Here is a 19,999-nt window from a genome sequence, read left to right as displayed (position 1 = left end):
TAAATTGATGGAGTTTTGCAGTATTTATCAACCATCAGCAAAAAAAAGAAAGGGCCTTTAAAAGAGTAGTTCCAAATATAACTAACGCAAAAATCATGGTGATAAACTCCCTACCGCGGGGATAGCTTTAAAGCTGACTAACGGTAAGAAGACTACTTCTTAAAAAGGCCCTGCCTAAGGTCAAGTTCACAAATACATTCATCTCCATGTATCAATCGCAGGGTTCATCCAACCAATAAAAGCTAAACCCTTACTCGCATCTGTGAATTGATGGCTATATCAATGATCGTTTGTTCTTTGTCTGAACATTGTTTTAAAAAGTGAGACGAACCACAACTGTTGACTCCAAAAAAAATTAATTGCAAAAAAATTCCTAATCCTTAACGCGCATCAACATCTCTTGGAAATTGTGGCCGTCCCACAACCAAACAATATTTATAAAGACTTAGCGTCTTTAATGCGAAAACTTAAATCACACCCCTGTGATTATTTCACGATTCAAAAGTATTTTGTTAGAAAATCAAAAAAGCAAAAGGAACTGAAAAAAAATATCGTTATGCATTTCGTCGATATTTTTATACACTTTATCGATTAAGTTCGATCTTGAGTAAGCCATTTAGGCACTTCTCTGGGTTTGTAGGTCCGCATCTTTTGCAGTAGCAGATTCGGCTCCGAAGCAACCAAGAGGATCTCGAAATTATCCATCTTTAAAAAACCCTTTCTCACCATTCCTTCTAATAAGGCAATGAGCGGGTCGTAAAAGCCATTGATGTTGAGCAGCCCTACAGGTTTTTGATGTAAGCCTAATTGCGACCAGGTAATGATCTCAAAAAGCTCCTCTAGCGTTCCGAATCCTCCTGGGAGAGCTACAAATCCGTCGCTTCTTTCACTCATGATCAATTTGCGTTGGTGCATGTTCTCTGTGGTGATGAGTTCGCTTAAGCCTAAATGGACCACTTCTTTGCGTTTGAGAAATTCAGGGATCACACCAACTACCCGACCGCCGTGGTCTAGCACAGCTTTGGCAACCTCTCCCATAACGCCAATTTTAGCCGCACCATAAACCAGTTCAATATGCTGCTCGGCCAACAATTGTCCAAGTCTTAAAGCGGCTTCTGTAATAGCCATATCATTGCCCGAACTGCTTCCACAGAAAACAGCAAGTCTGTCTATTTGGATTTCTTTTGACATTTGAGCATGCGATCTTTTAAATAACTGTCCTGACGCAGGTCCATTGCAAAACCAAAAGGCGCTAAGGCTGTCAGGAGTTCCTTACTAAGATACTCATTGATTTCCAGATAGAGGCTCCCGCCAGGCTTTAAATGCTTGGCTGCCAGGGCTGCAATGCGCTTGTAGAATAGAAATGGATCAGTATCGGATACAAAAAGTGCCATTTCCGGTTCGTGCTCCAATACATTAGTTTGCATTAAAGATCGTTCAGAATCGCGCACATAAGGCGGATTACTCACCATAACGTCATAAGGCCCACCAGAGAGTTCATCCTGCAAGACATCCGCAGCAATAAAATCTACTGCTAAATCCAACTGTTCGGCGTTCTCATTAGCAATGACAAGGGCTTCTTTAGAGAGTTCTACGGCAGTAAGCTCCCAGGCAGGGCGAGCGGCTTTTAAGGCCAAAGCAATAGCTCCGGAGCCAGTACACAGATCGACCACCTTTAAGGGCTGTACATCCTGCTCCTGTAAGATCCAATGCACCAACTCCTCGGTTTCTGGTCTGGGAATAAGCACCCCTGGACCAACATTTAATTGGAGTTCGCAAAAGGCTGTTGTCCCTAATATATATTGTATGGGTTGTTGCTGAGCTAATTTGTCTTTGACTGCTGTTATTTTTGGTATCACTTCGGATGGAAGCTGGTCCAATAAGCGCAGGCGGACTGGTTCTATTTTAAGATAGTGCTCCAGCGTCAGTTTCAATAAGGCGGTGACCTCCTCCTTTCCATAAGTGGCCTGAAGCTCCGATTGCCAATCTCGATGCAGCTGGTGGTAATTCAAATTACAGGTCGATTAACATGTGGACAGGACAGCTGTAATGCCCGGTGTTGCCCATAGCTCCATCGATATAATGGAAGCCTGTGTTCTTATATAATTTTTGGGCGGCATGCATATTGGGCATGGTCTCTAAGTAGCACTGATCAAAGCGGAATCTTTTGGCCGCATCCAAGCAACGCTCCATCATGGCGGAACCTATACCTCGACCACGCGCCTCTGGCAGGAAGTACATTTTTTGAAGTTCGCAGATATTGCCTTCAAAATTGGCCAACTGCGCTACTCCTGCTCCACCGATAATACCTTCTGGAGTATCGACCACAAAATATTGCGCTCGGGGTACCTGATAGGTCTTGTGCATACAGTTCAGGGCTTCGTCCTCATAGGCAGTACCTACTTTGGGCACGCCGTGTTCAACTAGCACTTTTCGGATCACAGTTGCGATCTGTTGATCATCTCTGGGAAGTATTGGTCTGATGGTAAAAGAAGACATGATGAATTGTCGTATTTTTGAAGCTAAATTACGCATTCTTTGTGAGTCCGACCACCGCTTTTTCTCCGACAGAATACAACACCCATCAGGCCTATATGAAGCGCTGCCTAAGCCTTGCAGCACTTGGCTTGGGTACCACAGGCCCAAATCCTATGGTGGGCTGTGTAATTGTGCAAGACAAGACCATAATTGGAGAAGGGTGGCACCAAAAAGCCGGCGAAGCTCACGCAGAAGTCCAGGCCGTAAACAGCGTTAAAGACAAAGCACTATTGAAAGGAGCCACCGTTTATGTGTCCTTAGAACCCTGTTCGCATTTTGGGAAGACGCCTCCTTGCGCCGACCTGTTGATCCGTGAACAAGTTGGAAGAGTGATTATAGGTTGTACAGATCCTAATCCAGCTGTAGCAGGAACAGGTATAAAAAAATTGGAGGCTGCCGGTATTGAAGTTTTCCGTGGAGTATGCGAGCTTGAGGCGCGAGCGCTCAACAAACGCTTTTTCACTTTTCACAATAAGAGGCGACCTTTTGTGATCTTAAAATGGGCAGAAAGCCATGACGGGTATATAGCTCCCGCTCAAAAAACACAGCAAGCTCCGGTTTGGATAAGCAATGCCTTAAGTAGGCAACGCACCCACAAATGGCGCGCAGAAGAAAGCGCCATCTTGATTGGAGTGGAAACTGCTCTGAGTGACGATCCGTCTTTGACCACAAGAGATTGGCCGGGCAAGTCACCTGTACGTGTAGTGATCGATATTAATGGACGCTTAGATGAAAAGCTTAAGGTTTTAGATGGCAGCGCACCAACTATTGTATTTACGGCGGCTGAAAAAACAACTACAGCTAATCATATCGACTATATTAAGGTAGCAGCAGGAGAATTGCCCATTAATGACTTGTTAAGGGATTTATACGATAAAGGTGTCCAGTCGCTCATTGTTGAAGGAGGCGCGTCCACTTTGCAAAGATTTATAGACAGCGGTTTATGGGATGAGGCCAGAACCTTTATTGGTCCCACGGATTTAAAAAGTGGCCTAAAGGCCCCTGTATTGGATCTAGAACCTAGCTCTGCAGAAAGCTTACATCATGATCGTTTATTGACTTATTTGAATCCGCAGCAGTTATGATAAGTTTAATTCTCTCCATTGCCTCGTCTACAGCAATACTTACACTGTTTAAGGTTTTTGGACGCTTTCAAGTAAACACCTTTCAGGCTATAGTTACCAATTATATAGTAGCGGCCAGTTGCGGTTTTATTGCCTACGGTAGCCTTGCTGCCACAGACGCTCCTTGGCAAAAAAGCTGGTTTATTCCCGCTGTCCTGTTAGGGGTATTGTTTATATCGATCTTTAATCTGATGGCACTCACAGCACAGCGATTAGGCCTTTCTGTGGTATCTGTTGCCACCAAGATGAGCGTAGCGATTCCTATCGTCTTCGGGTTTCTCTATTACAAGGAGCTCGCCACAGTACCCAAACTTTTGGGAATCGGCTTAGCCTTGCTAGCACTTTATTTGAGCTCAAAAAAAGGAAAAGAGAACCCCAAGTTAGAACTCCGAGATATGGCGCTACCGGTATTGGTCTTTCTAGGCAGCGGAATCATAGATACGAGTATCAAGTTCTTAGAGGAAGATCGTGTAGGAGCCGATGAAGTGAGCCAATTCTCTGCTACTATCTTTGCCGCAGCAGCCCTGAGTGGTGTCTTGCTACTGCTTGTAAAAAGCTTTAAGAGCAAGGTTGTAATTGCCCCTAAGAATCTCCTTGCGGGAGTTGCACTGGGCATTCCCAATTATTTTAGTATTTACTTTTTGGTACAGGCGCTTCGAATACCTTATCTAGATAGTGCCACGGTCTTTACACTGAACAACATCGCTATTGTGATCGCAGCCACTTTAACCGGGATACTCTTATTTAAGGAACAACTCAGCAAACAAAACTGGCTAGGAATCATATTGGCCGTAAGCAGTATTGCTATCATAGCCTATTTTAACTGATGGAAGATCATTACCGAACATTAAAAGCTCCATCGGCCCCACAGCTCTTTAAAGACAGAGGCAGCAAATTCATCGGTTATGCCTTTCCGATAATACATGCCGATGAGGTTGGACCTATTATAGAAACCCTTAAAAAAGAGCATCATACCGCAAGACATTGGTGCTATGCTTATCAATTGGGCTTGGGCGAGCCTGAATACCGAGCCAATGATGACGGTGAGCCTTCGAATAGTGCAGGACAGCCCATTTACGGACAAATACAAGCTTTTGAGCTTACCGATGTATTGGTGGTAGTGGTTCGCTACTTTGGCGGCACCAAATTAGGTGTGGGTGGTCTTATAAACGCCTACCGAACCGGAGCTAAGCTCGCTTTAGAAGCCAGTGAAATAGAAACGCGCTATGTAGAGATTCCCTTTGTCATAAAAACTCCATACAACTTATTAGGACGGATCATGCGCCTAGTAAGCGATATGAACATTAATATCTTATCACAGGAAAGTGCTCAAGACGTCACCCTTAGTTTATCAGTTAGAGCTTCACAAATTGATCGCGTGAAAAATGAGGTGAAAAAGTTATATCCAGCGCAGTTTATTCCTACAAATTAGCGTTAGTAGGATTAGGACTTCAAACGGTCAGTGATATAATCTGGTACCCGTATTAATTTATTGTTAACCATAGATTTAAAAACTAAGGTTGTAGTTGCAGTTGCAAGTACCTCTTCGGACTCGTTTTTTAGCACGTAATCAAAGGTGATTTTGTAGCTGGGGTTTTCCCGTAACTCGGTGGTTAGCAAAAGTCTGTCGTCATATTTTGCCGGCTGCTTATATCGGATAGCCAAATCTACAACTGGCAACATCACATCGTGCTCTTCCATCCAGCGGTAGGTCACACCCAAATTTCGGAGCCATTCTGTTCGTCCCATCTCGAAATACGCGGGATACGCGCCGTGATAGACCACACCCATCTGATCGGTCTCACCGTAACGCACTCTAAAATCGATAGTGTGTGCTAACAAAGTATTGGTTTTAAATAAGTGGGAAAATTTACGTATCTTACAAGCTATGGAAGTATCACAAAAAAAAACTTAAAATCCAATACCGCTTCCATTTTTTTTTTCATTTTTTTGTTCACATATTTGCACTGTTAAGGAATTGTTAGGGAAGTCACTATTCCCTATTTTTTTCTACAGCAACTAACAACTCAAAAACAACACTTTTTAATCGAATTATGAGCAGAACGGCTGAATCTGTTTGGAACCATTGTCTGTCCTTTATTAAGGATAACATCACTACCCAAGCCTACAAAACTTGGTTCGAACCTATCCAAGCAGTTAAGCTCACCGATAATGCTCTTAGTATTCAAGTTCCAAGTAAGTTTTTCTACGAGTGGTTAGAAGAGCATTATGTCAAGCTCCTTAAAGTTGCTTTGACCAAAGAATTAGGTGCCGAAGCCAAATTGGTCTATGTGATCAAGATGGAGAACACTTACGGCAACAAACAACCTTTCACGGAGAAAATCCCCAGTACACAACGCACCACGGTTAAAAGCCAAGAAGTGGATGTTCCTATTAAGAACAAAAGCCCTGAGCTTAAGAACCCCTTCGTTATACCTGGGATCCGCAACGTAAAGATCGAGTCTCAGCTCAACCCGAGTTACAACTTCGAGAATTTCTTAGAAGGTGATTCGAACCGCCTAGCGCGTTCCGCTGGTATGGCTGTAGCCAACAAACCTGGTGGCACTTCCTTTAACCCACTACTCATCTTTGGTGGTGTAGGCCTAGGAAAAACGCACTTGGTGCACGCTATTGGAGTTGAGATCAAAGACAAGTATCCAGAAAAAACAGTACTGTACATTTCTGCAGAGAAATTCACGCAGCAGTATATAGAATCTGTAAAGAAGAACAACAGAAACGACTTCATTCATTTTTACCAAATCATTGATGTACTCATCGTAGACGACATTCAATTATTGTCTGGTAAAGCAGGAACTCAGGATGTTTTCTTCCACATTTTCAATCACTTACATCAAAACGGCAAGCAGGTTATCCTTACTTCAGACAAGGCCCCTGTAGATATGATCGATATTGAACAGCGTTTGTTGTCGCGATTCAAGTGGGGACTTTCTGCGGAGCTTCAGCATCCGAACTTCGACACGCGTATAGCCATCATCAAAAACAAATTGTTTAGAGATGGTGTAGACATGCCAGAAGAGATTGTGGAGTTCTTGGCTAATAATATCAAGACCAATATTCGCGAACTGGAAGGTGCCATTATCTCTTTGATCGCACATTCCTCTTTCAATAAGCGTGAGATCACTATAGACTTGGCCAAGAAGATCGTAGACAACTACGTGAAACACACCAAACGCGAAGTTTCTATAGACTACATCCAAAAAGTAGTGAGCGATTATTTCCAGATGGATGTAGAGACGCTTCAGTCTAAAACTAGAAAACGTCATATTGTACAAGCGCGTCAGCTAGCCATGTTCTTTGCCAAGAAGTTTACCAAGGCAAGTTTGGCAAGTATTGGTTCGCAGATCGGAAAACGCGACCACGCGACGGTATTGCACGCTTGTAAAACTGTGGATAACCTTTCTGCCACAGACAAACAGTTCCGCAAATACGTGGAAGACCTCAACAAAAAACTCACCCTCTAATTCCTTATGGAAAAGACCAGAATTCTTATGGTCTGTTTGGGAAATATCTGCCGAAGCCCTTTGGCAGAAGGCATTATGCGTGCAAAACTCTTTGGGCGTAACAATTACGAGGTTGACTCTGCCGGGACCGGCGGATGGCATGTTGGAGACCCTCCAGACCCAAGATCTGTAGCAATTGCGAAAGAAATGGGCTTGGATATTACCGGGCAACGTGGACGCCAATTTAAAGCGACTGATTTTGATAGGTTCGACCATATCTTCGTTATGGATAATTCCAATCATCGGGATGTGCTTAAACTGGCGCGAACCGAACACGACAAGCAAAAAGTTTCGCTGATCTTGGATACACTATTCCCGGGAGAGAATGTCGATGTCCCCGACCCTTATTACGGCGGAAACGATGGCTTTGCCAAAGTATACGACATGCTCGATCAGGCATGTGAAATCTTAAAGGAGCGTCTTTAGCGCAAGTAGTACTCTTTGAACTGCTGAGTTTTTTTCGCTAATTTTAGCAAAAATCAAAAACACCTACGCTATGAAAATGACTACCTATTTCTGTGCTCTTGCCTTGTTTTTTGGCTTCTCAGCACAGGCTCAAGACATTGATGTTGAACTTTTTGCCAGTGGCTTTAACAGCCCGGTTGACTTACAAAACGCCGGCGATGAACGCTTGTTCGTTGTTGAACAAGGCGGCGTAATTCGAATTTTAAATCCGGACGGGACTATCAATCCAACACCTTTTTTAAACATCGACCCAATAGTTAATTCTGGTGGCGAACGCGGCCTACTCGGACTAGCTTTCCACCCAGACTACGCCACGAATGGCTTTTTCTATGTCTATTATACCGACCTGTCTAACGACACCCAGATCTCAAGATTTTCTGTGAGCAGTGATCCGGACGTTGCAGACCCTGGGTCGGAATTGCAAATGTTGGCCTTTGAACAACCCTTTACCAACCACAATGGGGGTTGCTTACAGTTTGGACCCGATGGGATGCTTTACATTGCCTCCGGAGATGGCGGTAGCGCTGGCGACCCAGGAAACCGTTCTCAGAATCTCGGAACCCTTTTAGGCAAGCTTTTGCGTTTGGATGTAGACGCTCCTGCACCTTATATCCCTGCTGACAATCCTTATGTAAGCGATAGTGCTGCCTTAGACGAGATCTGGGCGCCCGGACTGAGAAACCCGTGGAGGTTCAGTTTTGATGCTAGTACAGGAGATCTGTGGATCGCCGATGTAGGACAAGGCAGTCGAGAAGAAATTAACCGAGTAAGCTCAACAGCCGCCCCGATCAACTACGGTTGGCGCTGTTATGAAGGTAACGCACCTTTCAACACTTCCGGTTGTGCCTCTGCTGATAATTACGAGTTTCCGGTGGCCGAATACACCCACGGTAGTGGCCGCTGTTCCATTACAGGTGGTTACGTATATCGCGGAACCGAATACGCCTCACTAGACGGACTCTATTTCTTTGCAGACATTTGTACAGGAGAGATCGGTACTGTAGATAGCAGCGATAACCTGACTTGGGTGTTAGACACCACACAACCTTGGTCCAGTTTTGGAGAGGATGTTAATAATGAACTTTATGCTGTATCTCTAGGCGGTGGTATTTACCGCATCGTAGATCTCCTTTTGGATGTAGAGGAGCAAGTAGCTGCGAATGCCTTCACCTGGTATGTGGATCAGACTACAGACCAATTGATCTTTAAATCTACAGGTAACAGCTTGCAAAGTATTGCCTTGTTTACCATCAATGGTGCAAAAGTTTTGGATCTTGACAATTTGGATACCCAAGAACTCAGTGTTTCCAAATCAGCTTACGCCAGTGGGCTATACATCGCGCAGCTCACCACAGTTAGCGGCGGAGTTCAAACCTTAAAAATCGTACTATAAATATGGATACCCCCAAGGGAAAGCTCTATCTGATACCTACGACCTTGGGGGAATCTAATCCTCTAGAAGTCCTTCCACTTACTGTTCGTAAGGCTGTTGAAGAAATAGACCACTATATCGTCGAACACGAAAAAAGTGCAAGACGCTCCATTCAACTCATCGCTCCAAGTAAATCACAACCCGACCTAAGACTAGTTCAGCTGAACAAATTCACGGATCCCGGAGAGATCAAAAGCTTTTTAGACCCTTGTCTAGAAGGTTTTGATGTGGGTATTATTTCTGATGCAGGTTGCCCTGGTATAGCAGATCCGGGCGCGGCTGTTGTAGCCTTGGCTCATGAAATGGATATTCAAGTGGTGCCGCTAGTGGGGCCTTCTTCTATATTACTGGCCATGATGGCTAGTGGTATGAACGGACAAAAATTTGCCTTTCACGGTTACCTACCCATAGATAAACGAGAACGCAAGCAGACCATCAAGCAGCTTGAAAGAGAGTCAAGAGCCAATGAGCAGGCGCAATTGTTCATTGAAACGCCTTATCGGAATCAGCAGCTATTGGAAGCCCTATTGAGCACGCTTCAGCCAGACACAAGGGTTTGTATTGCTGCGGATATTAGCTTGGCTACGGAATACATCAAAACGCTAAATGTGGCAGACTGGCAAAAAAATAAGGTGGACCTACATAAAAGACCCACCTTATTCATCATTCAAAATAACTAACCAACTAAACTTAACTTACACTATATGCGTTCTACTTTCGCAAATTTATCTGCGATCACCACAGAGGTGTCATAACCACCAAACTTGCGCATATAATATCTTATCGAAGTTCCAAAAGCGTCATTAAAACCAACAGCGCCTCCACTTCTCAAGTATTTTTTTACGTTTCCGGGACCTGCCAGGTGTGCGGCAGCTAAAATTCCCGATTCCGTGACCTTCACTCCGTTAATGGTACGCCCAACATATCTGTTGATATCTCTACGCAGTACCCATTTATTTCTGGCCGTGTAAGCTTCAAAGGCTTCTTCTTGAAGCACTGGGTCGTATAAATAATCACTGGCATCATAAACCCCGATCATTTTCAAGGTAGATCTACCAAATTGATATTTACCCATATACCCGAACTCGTTCACTACACGGTATTTTCCTTGAGATTCCTTAAAAGCTAGTGCTTCTCTAAATCCAAGGTAGGAATACCCCAAAAACGGATTGAACATTTCATATTCAAAAGAGCGTTGTTCTTCAAGGGTAGGGACCGTAAAACACACTTGGTTATCGGTCACCTTATACTCAGAAAGATCTGTAGCATCCTCGCGAACTTTGAATCCAACCGTGATGATTAGGATCACCATTGGAAGTACTAAGATTCGTATTAAACTACGTATCATATTGTTTGGAATTTGCAAAACCGAGGTTTTACATTTTCAGCGGGCAAAATTACGACATCCTACAGAACCTGCAAATTTTTTCTGTTAAGCTTGTCTTAAACACAGGAAAAACCCCTAACTCGCTGATATACTTCAGTTTATTAAATGTAGAGCGAAAACGTTTGCGTGCTGCAAATGCGGTAAAAAACTTGCTAACTGCTTATCAACACGTCAGCTTTAGGGAAGATTGTTTGAGAAATTGATAAAAATTAGCGATTGATCCCCTGAGCGTTGATCCATTTGACATATTCGGCCTTATTCCGATTGTGCTGACTTAAAGAAGAGGCGAATTTATGATAGCCAAAGTTGGTCACATCGACCACAAAATAAAGGTAATTGTGCTTTTCGTAATTCAACACTGCGTCGATGGTACTAATATCGGGCATGGCGATTGGTCCAGGCGGAATCCCAGCGTATTTATAGGTATTGAATTTCGAATCGATATCCAGATCGCGGTAAAGCACACGTTTTATGGTCTGGTCAAAATCGTTCTCGACCAATTTCTTTGCATAGATCACTGTTGGATCAGCTTGCAGCGGCATACCCTTTTTAAGTCGGTTTACATAAACTCCAGCCACGCGCGGGCGCTCGTCTGCTTTAGCAGTTTCCTTTTGAACAATTGCCGCCAGTGCAGTGATCTGCAAGGGCGTATATCCCATTTGAGCTGCCTTGGCCTTGCGCTCCTGATTCCAAAAGTTCTGATACTCCTTCCACATCTTTTCTCGTAGTCCTTCCGGAGAAGTGTTCCAATACACCTGATAACTATTCGGCAAGTACATACTCAGGGCATTTGCCTGGTTGAATCCTTTATCGGCTAAAAAGCGAGGATCCCGCATAGCTGCGATCAAGGCCGTGCTGTCTACCTCTACTTGCGCTGCCAAACGACCGGCCAGGTCCTCTAAGCGTTCCTGATTGTTAAAACGAATGGTTACCGGCACATTGTTGACCCTTAGGGTATTGATGATGTCGTTGTTGCTCATTCCCTTCTTGATCACATAATGACCCGCCTTGATATTACTCGCATAGGCCTTCTTACGCGCCACGGTCTCAAAGGCATCTATATCTTTAAGCAAGGGTTCCAGGTCTGCTTTAACCTCATCAAATCCGGCTGTACTCTCTATATAAATATGAGCCTCCTCATTATTGAAAGCCGTATTGTCGGCAAAAATGGTTTGATATACATAATAGGTAAAGAAAGCACCAACTACAGCACCCACAATAACTACCCAAAAAATAACCTTCTTAAGATTCTTCATTGATGATCTGATAAATTAATTCGTCTGTGTAGCCTGTACTGCTCCACAACCAATCGCGTTTAGTTCCGCTTAAACTAAAGCCAAGAGATTCAAAAAGTTTAATACTTGCTGCATTTTGTGCGCCAATATTGGCGTATACTTGATGCATCCCTAGCTGTTCAAAGCAATAGGGAAGTAAAAGTTCTAAAGCCGCTCTGGCAAAACCTTTTCTACGATCTTGAGGCTCGTAGACCAAGATCCCTACTCCTACCCGTTTATTCTTCGGATCGAACTCAAAAAGATCCACAAAACCAATGGCGTTATGATTATTAGGTTCACAGATGACCAAGCGCAAATGCTTTGCGGTATGTATGTCTAAATGCGCTTGCTCCAAATATTGCTTAAGTACAAAACGAGAATATGGTACTAAGGTGTTAGACACCTCCCAAATACCAGTATTGTTCTCAACCTTGTACAGAAAGTCAAGGTCTTCGGGCTCCAAGGCCCTTAGCATTACCTTATCCGTTAAGAGTTTGATTCCCATTGTCCTGTAAATACTGCTGTTGCCGGGCCCGCCAACACCACATTGGTATAGCCTTCCTCTTGTTTAGTGAACGATATCTGTAATCGGCCACCTGGAGTTTCTATCTGAACCGTGTTGGAAGCGGTATATCCTGCATGATGCATGGCCAAAGCAACGGCCGTAACTCCGGTACCACAAGATAAGGTCTCATCTTCCACCCCACGTTCGTAGGTTCTCACTTTAAAGCTGTCGCTAGCCTCTTGGTTTACAAAGTTGACATTAGCACCTGCCTGTCCATAAGTTCCATAACGAATCTTTGCGCCTTGGTAGGGAACATCCACAGCGTCAACCGCATCGCATAGCTGCACGTGATGCGGCGAACCGGTATCTAAGAAATAGGCCCCCGTTAAAGTGTCAATTTGACGCACATCGCCCATATGCAGGGCTACCCAATTGTTTTCTATGCTAGCTTCGTGTATGCCATCTACAGCCATAAAACGGGTCTTAGACCCTATAATTCCTAGTTGTTTGGCGAAATGCACAGTGCATCGACCGCCATTACCACACATACTACTTGGTCTGCCATCAGCATTAAAGTAAACCATCTCAAAATCTACCTCCGGATGCGTCTCTAGCAGGATAAGACCGTCTGCACCTATGCCAAAACGACGGTCACAAAGCCTGGAAATCAGTTCGGCATCCTCTTTGTTGAAAAATGGATGTCGATGATCTATCAAGATAAAGTCGTTTCCGGTGCCTTGGTATTTTACAAAGTTCACTGTCATGGAAAACAAAGATAGAAAATCGGAAGTTCTAAGGTTACGTTAACTAGTGTTAAAAGGCGTTAAACCGTAAACTTAGAGCAAATATTTCGACTAATTTTAAGTTGTTAATCCAAAGATTAAAAAGAGGAAAGATGAAGAAAAACCTAACCCTATTTGCCGTCGCTCTACTTGCCGGTATGGTAACGTTGGGCGGATACAAATTATTGGAAGACGAAAAACAAGTTGTGCTGACCCAAACACAACAAGAGGTACCATTTGTGAATACCTCCTTTACAAATCCGAGCAATCCTGCGCTCGCCTTTGATTTTACGCAAGCTGCAGAAACCTCCGTAAATGCAGTGGTACACGTTAAGAACACGACCATTAGTAAAGGCCCTACTAACATTATGGAATTCTTTTACGGCGGCGGAGCGGCCCGAGAAATGGTTGGAACCGGAAGTGGTGTGATCATTTCTGCGGATGGTTATATAGTGACCAACAATCATGTTATTGAGAATGCCTCAGAGCTGGAAGTAACCCTTAATGACAATCGCGCCTATCCTGCAGAACTTATTGGGACAGACCCAAATACCGACATTGCACTGATTAAGATCCAAACGGAAGATAACTTACCCTACTTGGCTTTTGGAGACTCCAATGAAGTTAAGGTTGGCGAATGGGTATTGGCCGTTGGCAACCCGTTCAACCTAACATCCACAGTGACTGCAGGAATTGTAAGTGCTAAGTCCAGAGATCTGAATCAATTCGGATCGAACACCCAATCTTTTATCCAAACGGATGCTGCGGTGAATCGAGGGAATAGCGGGGGAGCATTGGTCAATGTTCGCGGTGAGTTGATTGGGATCAATACAGCGATCACTTCTCAGACGGGTTCCTATGTAGGATATTCCTTTGCTGTACCCTCCAACAACGCCAAGAAAGTTATTGAAGATATCTTGGAATTTGGTTTTGTTCAGCGAGGAATCTTAGGGATTCGTGGGTTAGATGTTGCTGATGCGGCAAAAAAATTACCTGATGTTTCTGAAACAGAAGGTGTTTATGTTAGCACTGTAGAAGTTGGTTCTGGTGCGGATCTTGGAGGAATTCAACAAGGTGACATCATTAAAGAGATCGACGGGATCAGCATAAATAAATTCACAGACCTAGTAGGGTATGTAGGCTCAAAACGCCCAAATGACATTGTAAATGTGACCATAATTCGCGACGGAGATACAGAGACAGTACCGGTAACCCTGGTAAAATTAGAGACCTATCAGATAGAAGACCTCGGTCTAGAAGTCAAAAATACTACCAAAAAGAAACTCAGAGAATTCAATACCAGTTATGGAGTTTCTGTGAATCGCGTACTTACCCGAGATATGGGGAAATTCGATTGGGATGATGTGATCATCACCAAGATAAACGATGAGCCTGTTAAAGATATAGAAGATGTTCGCCGCATCATCGAGGCTAAAGACAATAGTCAACCCTTTAGTCTTACCATGGTAGATCGCAGTGGTGAAGTAAACAAATTCATCATCCGATAGGCGATAAAATCACCCTTAAATTCAAGCCCCTTTTACTTGCTGTAGAAGGGGCTTTTATTTTTTGTGCAAATCTTTTACTAAAACGTTTGAAATGGGTACTTTTGCCCAAAATTTTAAACCCTCATTTATGAGTTTCGAAGCCACCTATGAAAAGGAGCTGTCCTTCCAAACAGATCGCCGTAAGGCAACTGTTGAATTCATTAAGATTGTAAGTGATCTTTGGTACGACAAGAACATTGAATTGGTTCTGTTTCGCAATCCCTTGATCGATCAAAGTGTGAGTGAGATCTTGCGACTGCACGAATACGCAGGTGCCTTTGTTGGCAAACCTATCTCGATTTTCGATTCTGTAGAGATCGCTCAGGCGATCAAAAACATGAACTTGCCTGCAGCCAAGCTCGATATCGGAAAACTTACCTACGAGTACCATATGGAAGACGGTACTACAAGAAATGCGCCCGCCTTTGTGCACAACAAACTAAAAGATGCCAAGAACGGACACAGTATAGAACCTAAAGATGTTGTTCTTTACGGTTTTGGACGTATTGGTAGACTCCTGGCTCGAATTCTTATGAGTCGTACCGGCGACGGTTCACAACTTCGCTTGCGCGCCATCGTTACCCGAGGTGCTGTAGACAGAACAGTACTTGAAAAACGCGCTTCACTTTTACAATACGACTCCGTTCACGGAGATTTTCCTGGAACGGTACAGATTGACGAAGCGAACAATGCTCTTGTAATAAACGGGACCACAGTTCACATGATCTCTGCCAACGGCCCAGAAGAGATAGACTATACAGCTTACGGAATAAAAGATGCATTGGTGATGGACAACACTGGCGCCTTTAGAGACGATAAGGCCCTACAGCGTCACTTGACTGCCAAAGGAGCTTCTAAGGTATTGCTTACCGCACCTGGCAAAGGAATTCCAAACATAGTTCACGGAGTGAATCACTTGGACAACGATCCCGATAAAGTAGATATCTTCTCCGCAGCAAGCTGTACTACCAATGCCATTACACCTGTGCTTAAGGTTATAGAAGACAGCTTAGGAGTTAAACACGGCCATTTAGAGACCATCCACGCATACACGAACGACCAGAATCTGGTAGACAATATGCACAAGAAATACCGTCGTGGGCGTGCAGCAGCTTTGAACATGGTGATCACAGAAACCGGTGCTGGAAGCGCTGTTTCTAAAGCACTACCTTCTTTTGAAGGAAAATTGACCTCCAATGCGATCCGCGTTCCGGTACCCAACGGTTCATTGGCTATCTTAAACCTCACACTGGAGAAAAAGACCACCGCTGCCAAGCTGAATAAGATCTTAAGAAAGGCAGCCTTAGAAGGAGCTTTGGTAGAACAGATCAAATACTCTCTAAACAACGAGTTGGTATCTTCTGATATCGTTGGCTCCTCTGCCCCATCCATTTATGACAGCAACGCTACCATCGTAAACAAAAACGGTGACAATGCTATTATATATGTGTGGTATGATAATGAATACGGCTACAGCCATCAGGTGATTCGCCTGGCAAAATATATTGCCAAGGTGAGACGATTCACCTACTACTAGTATTGTAATTCTTCCTTAATATTAAAACCCTGACCGTTCGCGGTTGGGGTTTTATACTTCAAAGCCTTCGCGGTAGTTTCTGCGGACCCAGTCGTTTGCCTTATCGTAATTGGTCACCTTCATGGCATCGCCATCCCATAAGATGGTCTTACGCCCCGGATAATTATAAGGAGCCCAGTCGCCCACCTTTTTTCCTTCTTTTAACTGTTTGTATTGGAAAGCTTTTATAGCGAGGTTCCCCATAAGCACTGCTTCTGTTAATGGCCCTCCGTAAGAAAAAGGAGAAGAGGTCTCACCACCGTTTAAGCAGGCCTCTACCCACTCTCCGGCATGACCAGCGGTTACACGCTTAATGGTTTGCGGCGGAGGAGTAAAATCGGACATACGCTCAGCAGGCAATAATCTCGGATTGGCAGAATAGGTACCAGTGACCATGATCCCCTCAGTTCCGTGAAATATACTTCCACCTCCGGTGTCTCCAGGTAATTCGCCATCACCCAGTTCAGTTGGGAGGTCAGGCATGATTCCTCCATCGTACCAATTGAGTCCAATGTCGCCGTGTTTATCTGTTTTAAATCGCAAACGCACCACAGAAGAGGGCGGGCAAGCCGCGGGATAATCGGCTTCGACAAAATCGTCTATCCACACCGTAGTACAACTAGCTTCGGCCTCATAAGGAAACCTGAGTCCTAAGGTTTTAAAAGGAGTCTCCATAATATGACAGCCCATATCACCCATGGCGCCAGTTCCAAAGTCCCAGAAACCACGCCATTTAAAAGGATGGTAGCCTTCATTATACGGACGCATGGCAGCTGGGCCCAACCATAGATCCCAGTCAAAGGTCTCCGGAATAGGCTGGGATTCTGAAAAGCGTTTGAAGCCTTGCGGCCATACGGGTCTGTTGGTCCAACAGTCCACTTTTTGTACCTGTCCGATAAGGCCTGCATCTATGATCTCTTGGGCCAACCGAATTCCATCGCCAGAAGCTCCTTGGTTCCCCATCTGGGTAACAATTCCTTGCTGAGCCGCTACCTCTGCCATCATTCGAGCTTCACGAATGTTGTGTGTAAGTGGCTTTTCAACATAAGCGTGTTTCTTGGCCTTCATAAAAGGCAACGCAATACAAGCATGCGTATGGTCTGGTGTACCAACCATGATGCCATCTATCTCACTGAGGTGAGCGTCGTATAACTTTCTATAATCGCGATAACGCTTGGCATTGGGATGCGCCTCGAAACTAGCTGCCGCGCGGTTGTCGTCCACATCGCAGAGCGCCACGAACTTCACCTTGCCAGTAGCAGCCAATTCGCGAACTACGCCACCACCACGACCGCCTACACCTATCCCTGCCAGATATAAAGTATCGCTAGGTGGCACATGGGTTTTTCCCAGTACAAAACTCGGGACTATGGTAAATGCTGCGGAAGCCGCTGCGGTCTGCTTGATAAATGTTCTGCGCTTCATATTTGGTTGGAATTAGTGTTTCACTAAAGGTATAAATTCCAAATGGTTTCTCTAAATTGGAATTCAATTTGAACACTATGACCACCTTAAGAGCCACCCAGGAACATCTCCAAGCTTTGACTCCCTTATTCAATGCATATCGGGTGTTTTACAAGCAAGAAGCAGATCTGGATGCAGCTAGGGCGTTTTTACAAGAGCGCTTCAATAAAAAAGACAGTGTCATATTTATGGCCTTGGACGATAGCGATAATGCTCTTGGCTTTACGCAACTCTATCCAAGTTTTTCTTCGGTTGCCATGAAACGAGTTTTTGTACTTAACGATCTTTTTGTCACTCCCGATGCCAGAGGAAAACAAGTAGGCACTGCACTCTTAGAGCGGGCCAAGCAGCACGCGCGTCAAGAAAACGCCAGAGGTTTGGTCTTGGAAACCGGAGCGGACAATCCGGCGCAATATCTCTACGAAAGAAACGGCTGGACCAAAGACCCTGCACTTCACTATTTCTGGGAGGTTTAATGCTGGGATTGTTGTACTTTTACCCCAAAATTGGTAGGATATGGACCATTTGACAAAACTGGAGGAAATGCTCGACCAGGCCAATCTGGATATAAAGAACGGGCAGTATGAAGCGGCATCCAATAAACTGGAGAAGATTATCGATATCGATCCAGATTTTGGCAAAGCCTACAATCATCTGGGCTATCTGTACGAAGTGAAGTTCAAAGACTACGATAAGGGAGAAACCCTATACAAACTAGCCTTAGAGAAAAGTCCATTATATCCGAGTGTCTATTACAATTATGCTGTTTGCCTGTCAACTCTGGGTAAATTCGACGCATTGAAAGAACTGCTCGACACAGCCCTTACCATTCCCGGGATCACTAAGGCGACCATATATAATGAGTACGGGATCATGTACGAACAACAAGGCGAGATCACCAAGGCCATAGATCATTACAAGATGGCCGCGCAGTTGACACTTTCTAACGATGTGCTCAACAGGACCAAGAATTCCATTGAACGCTGTAAAATGAAACTCGATCTGTAATGATGCGCATCGATATCATAACCGTATTGCCGGAACTCATTAAAAGTCCGTTCGAAGCCTCTATACTTAAACGAGCTACGGAGAAAGGCCTAGTAGAGGTACATTTTCACAATCTTCGAGATTACGCCTCTAACAAATACAAACAAATTGACGATTATCAATTTGGCGGAGGAGCCGGAATGGTTATGATGATAGAACCCATAGACAAGTGTATCTCTAAACTAAAAGCAGAACGCGACTACGACGAGATCATCTACCTCACTCCAGACGGGCAGCGCCTTAATCAAGGCATAGCCAATAATTTGTCCTTAAAAAAGAATTTAATGATGCTCTGCGGACATTATAAAGGAGTGGATCAACGGGTGCGGGACCAGTTTATCACTATGGAGATCTCTATAGGAGACTATGTACTCAGTGGCGGGGAACTCGGTGCTGCCGTACTTAGCGATGCTATCATCAGATTGCTGCCAGGGGTTCTTAACGACGAGACCAGCGCCCTTACAGACTCTTTTCAAGACGATCTACTAGCTCCACCTGTATATACCCGCCCGGCAGATTACAAAGGTTGGAAGGTGCCGGAAATACTCTTAAGCGGTCATACCAAAAAGATCGATCAGTGGCGAGAAGAGCAGGCGCATCAGCGTACAGCAGACAGAAGACCAGATCTTTTGGCTCCAAATTCCGATGAAAATTAAACGATAATAAATTGCATCAATAAATAAATTCCTTATTTTTGCAGCCGATTTCGGCCCAACCTCTGACGAGATACGTGAATGTTGTTCCGAACTAATGATTTAGATAATCACTATGGAATCTTTAATCAAATTTGTACAAGACGAGTTCGTAACTAAAAAGGAATTCCCAGAATTCAGCGCTGGTGACACGATCACCGCATACTACGAAATTCGCGAAGGTGAAAAAACACGTACCCAGTTCTTTAAAGGCGTTGTTATTCAACTAAAAGGTACAGGTGCTTCTCAGACCTTTACCATTAGAAAAATGTCTGGAACTGTTGGTGTAGAAAGAATTTTCCCAGTAAACATGCCAGCTCTTCAGAAGATCGAAGTTAACCGTAGAGGTAGCGTTCGTAGAAAACGTATCTACTACTTCAGAGAACTTACTGGAAAGAAAGCACGTATCAAGGAAAGAAGAATGTAAGGTCATACAGACCTATCTATTTCAAGGGCGACTCCACAAGGGTCGCCCTTCTTTATTAACAAAAGTTAATAAGTACGGTTCGTAAAGTGTTGATATAAAGAACACTAATTTTCTTGCATTTATAAAATCGGTCTCTATATTAGCAACAAGAAATTACAACGAGGATAGCTAACACTAAACTAAAAGTAATTTCCTGTAAAGTAACGTTCTTTATATAG

Annotated in this window: 22 protein-coding genes; 13 read left to right on the top strand and 9 right to left on the bottom strand. The window is 44.1% G+C overall.

The features are described 5' to 3' along the window. Positions 1-591 precede the first annotated feature (591 nt). The 3 genes from BTO09_RS11475 to BTO09_RS11465 are packed head-to-tail and all read right to left on the bottom strand — an operon-like array spanning position 592 to position 2,499. The gene (locus BTO09_RS11475) at positions 592-1,191 is read right to left on the bottom strand and encodes a TIGR00730 family Rossman fold protein (RefSeq protein ID WP_087524910.1); all 600 of its coding nucleotides are present in this window, start codon (positions 1,189-1,191) and stop codon (positions 592-594) included. Beyond that, complete coding sequence (gene prmC / locus BTO09_RS11470) at positions 1,170-2,012, bottom strand: peptide chain release factor N(5)-glutamine methyltransferase (RefSeq protein WP_087524909.1); 843 nt, start codon at positions 2,010-2,012, stop codon at positions 1,170-1,172. The genes BTO09_RS11475 and prmC overlap by 22 nt, the downstream gene beginning before the upstream one ends. 1 nt (position 2,013) lies before the next feature. Continuing rightward, positions 2,014-2,499 (bottom strand): GNAT family N-acetyltransferase, encoded by a 486-nt coding sequence (locus BTO09_RS11465; protein WP_087524908.1) that lies wholly within the window; start codon positions 2,497-2,499, stop codon positions 2,014-2,016. 17 nt (positions 2,500-2,516) lie between these two features. Between BTO09_RS11465 and ribD the strand changes: the two genes are divergently transcribed. Genes ribD through BTO09_RS11450 form a run of 3 tightly spaced genes read left to right on the top strand, consistent with a single transcriptional unit; the run spans position 2,517 to position 5,094 of the window. Continuing rightward, positions 2,517-3,623, top strand: coding sequence for a bifunctional diaminohydroxyphosphoribosylaminopyrimidine deaminase/5-amino-6-(5-phosphoribosylamino)uracil reductase RibD (gene ribD / locus BTO09_RS11460; RefSeq protein ID WP_232454958.1), 1,107 nt, complete (start codon positions 2,517-2,519; stop codon positions 3,621-3,623). Next, positions 3,620-4,489, top strand: a complete 870-nt coding sequence (locus BTO09_RS11455; RefSeq protein WP_087524907.1) for an EamA family transporter — start codon at positions 3,620-3,622, stop codon at positions 4,487-4,489. The genes ribD and BTO09_RS11455 overlap by 4 nt, the downstream gene beginning before the upstream one ends. Further along, a complete protein-coding gene (locus BTO09_RS11450; RefSeq protein ID WP_087524906.1) occupies positions 4,489-5,094 on the top strand; it encodes a YigZ family protein in 606 nt (201 codons plus the stop codon). Before BTO09_RS11455 ends, BTO09_RS11450 begins: the two co-directional genes overlap by 1 nt. 11 nt (positions 5,095-5,105) lie before the next feature. On the opposite strand, the gene BTO09_RS11445 is transcribed toward BTO09_RS11450, so the two are convergent. After that, positions 5,106-5,504 carry a thioesterase family protein gene (locus BTO09_RS11445; protein WP_087524905.1) on the bottom strand — a complete coding sequence of 133 codons (399 nt, stop codon included), beginning with the start codon at positions 5,502-5,504 and terminating at the stop codon, positions 5,106-5,108. Positions 5,505-5,716: 212 nt separating this feature from the next. Here BTO09_RS11445 and dnaA point away from each other — a divergent pair, with 212 nt between their 5' ends. From dnaA to BTO09_RS11425, 4 genes are all read left to right on the top strand, one after another. Then, the gene (gene dnaA, locus BTO09_RS11440; protein ID WP_087524904.1) at positions 5,717-7,144 is read left to right on the top strand and encodes a chromosomal replication initiator protein DnaA; all 1,428 of its coding nucleotides are present in this window, start codon (positions 5,717-5,719) and stop codon (positions 7,142-7,144) included. Between the two features lie 6 nt (positions 7,145-7,150). Beyond that, the gene (locus tag BTO09_RS11435) at positions 7,151-7,609 is read left to right on the top strand and encodes a low molecular weight protein-tyrosine-phosphatase (protein ID WP_232454957.1); all 459 of its coding nucleotides are present in this window, start codon (positions 7,151-7,153) and stop codon (positions 7,607-7,609) included. 70 nt (positions 7,610-7,679) lie between these two features. After that, the gene (locus tag BTO09_RS11430) at positions 7,680-9,041 is read left to right on the top strand and encodes a PQQ-dependent sugar dehydrogenase (RefSeq protein WP_232454956.1); all 1,362 of its coding nucleotides are present in this window, start codon (positions 7,680-7,682) and stop codon (positions 9,039-9,041) included. Positions 9,042-9,043: 2 nt separating this feature from the next. Continuing rightward, positions 9,044-9,760, top strand: coding sequence for an SAM-dependent methyltransferase (locus tag BTO09_RS11425; RefSeq protein ID WP_087524902.1), 717 nt, complete (start codon positions 9,044-9,046; stop codon positions 9,758-9,760). 20 nt (positions 9,761-9,780) lie between these two features. Here the strand turns inward: BTO09_RS11425 and BTO09_RS11420 are convergent, their stop codons facing one another. The 4 genes from BTO09_RS11420 to dapF form a co-directional block, all read right to left on the bottom strand. Continuing rightward, positions 9,781-10,428, bottom strand: a complete 648-nt coding sequence (locus tag BTO09_RS11420; RefSeq protein WP_087524901.1) for a peptidoglycan-binding protein LysM — start codon at positions 10,426-10,428, stop codon at positions 9,781-9,783. Positions 10,429-10,676: 248 nt separating this feature from the next. Further along, complete coding sequence (gene mltG / locus BTO09_RS11410; RefSeq protein ID WP_087524899.1) at positions 10,677-11,723, bottom strand: endolytic transglycosylase MltG; 1,047 nt, start codon at positions 11,721-11,723, stop codon at positions 10,677-10,679. After that, entirely contained in the window at positions 11,710-12,246 is a 537-nt protein-coding gene (locus BTO09_RS11405; RefSeq protein ID WP_087524898.1) for a GNAT family N-acetyltransferase, read from the bottom strand. Before BTO09_RS11405 ends, mltG begins: the two co-directional genes overlap by 14 nt. After that, positions 12,228-13,010, bottom strand: a complete 783-nt coding sequence (gene dapF / locus BTO09_RS11400) for a diaminopimelate epimerase (RefSeq protein WP_087524897.1) — start codon at positions 13,008-13,010, stop codon at positions 12,228-12,230. The genes BTO09_RS11405 and dapF overlap by 19 nt, the downstream gene beginning before the upstream one ends. A gap of 131 nt (positions 13,011-13,141) precedes the next feature. On the opposite strand from dapF, the gene BTO09_RS11395 reads away from it, so the two are divergent. Both BTO09_RS11395 and BTO09_RS11390 read left to right on the top strand, forming a co-directional pair. Beyond that, on the top strand, positions 13,142-14,536 hold the full coding sequence (locus BTO09_RS11395; RefSeq protein ID WP_087524896.1) for a trypsin-like peptidase domain-containing protein: 1,395 nt from the start codon (positions 13,142-13,144) through the stop codon (positions 14,534-14,536). A 127-nt stretch (positions 14,537-14,663) separates the two neighbouring features. Further along, positions 14,664-16,112: a glyceraldehyde-3-phosphate dehydrogenase gene (locus tag BTO09_RS11390; protein ID WP_087525552.1), complete on the top strand. Its 1,449-nt coding sequence runs from the start codon at positions 14,664-14,666 to the stop codon at positions 16,110-16,112. 51 nt (positions 16,113-16,163) lie between these two features. On the opposite strand, the gene BTO09_RS11385 is transcribed toward BTO09_RS11390, so the two are convergent. Further along, the gene (locus BTO09_RS11385; RefSeq protein ID WP_087524895.1) at positions 16,164-17,576 is read right to left on the bottom strand and encodes a Gfo/Idh/MocA family protein; all 1,413 of its coding nucleotides are present in this window, start codon (positions 17,574-17,576) and stop codon (positions 16,164-16,166) included. Between the two features lie 77 nt (positions 17,577-17,653). Here BTO09_RS11385 and BTO09_RS11380 point away from each other — a divergent pair, with 77 nt between their 5' ends. The 4 genes from BTO09_RS11380 to rplS all read left to right on the top strand — a co-directional run bounded on the left by BTO09_RS11380 (position 17,654) and on the right by rplS (position 19,781). Beyond that, positions 17,654-18,091 carry a GNAT family N-acetyltransferase gene (locus BTO09_RS11380; protein ID WP_087524894.1) on the top strand — a complete coding sequence of 146 codons (438 nt, stop codon included), beginning with the start codon at positions 17,654-17,656 and terminating at the stop codon, positions 18,089-18,091. Positions 18,092-18,131: 40 nt separating this feature from the next. Further along, positions 18,132-18,623 carry a tetratricopeptide repeat protein gene (locus BTO09_RS11375; protein ID WP_087524893.1) on the top strand — a complete coding sequence of 164 codons (492 nt, stop codon included), beginning with the start codon at positions 18,132-18,134 and terminating at the stop codon, positions 18,621-18,623. 2 nt (positions 18,624-18,625) lie between these two features. After that, positions 18,626-19,318: a tRNA (guanosine(37)-N1)-methyltransferase TrmD gene (trmD, locus tag BTO09_RS11370; protein ID WP_087525551.1), complete on the top strand. Its 693-nt coding sequence runs from the start codon at positions 18,626-18,628 to the stop codon at positions 19,316-19,318. A 112-nt stretch (positions 19,319-19,430) separates the two neighbouring features. Continuing rightward, positions 19,431-19,781, top strand: a complete 351-nt coding sequence (gene rplS / locus BTO09_RS11365) for a 50S ribosomal protein L19 (RefSeq protein ID WP_087524892.1) — start codon at positions 19,431-19,433, stop codon at positions 19,779-19,781. Positions 19,782-19,999 lie beyond the last annotated feature (218 nt).

Origin of the sequence: Gilvibacter sp. SZ-19, from assembly GCF_002163875.1 — a bacterium.
GTDB lineage: Bacteria > Bacteroidota > Bacteroidia > Flavobacteriales > Flavobacteriaceae > Gilvibacter.
The sequence above is the reverse complement of the archived record's forward strand: the minus strand, read 5'-3'. Positions and strand labels throughout refer to the sequence as shown.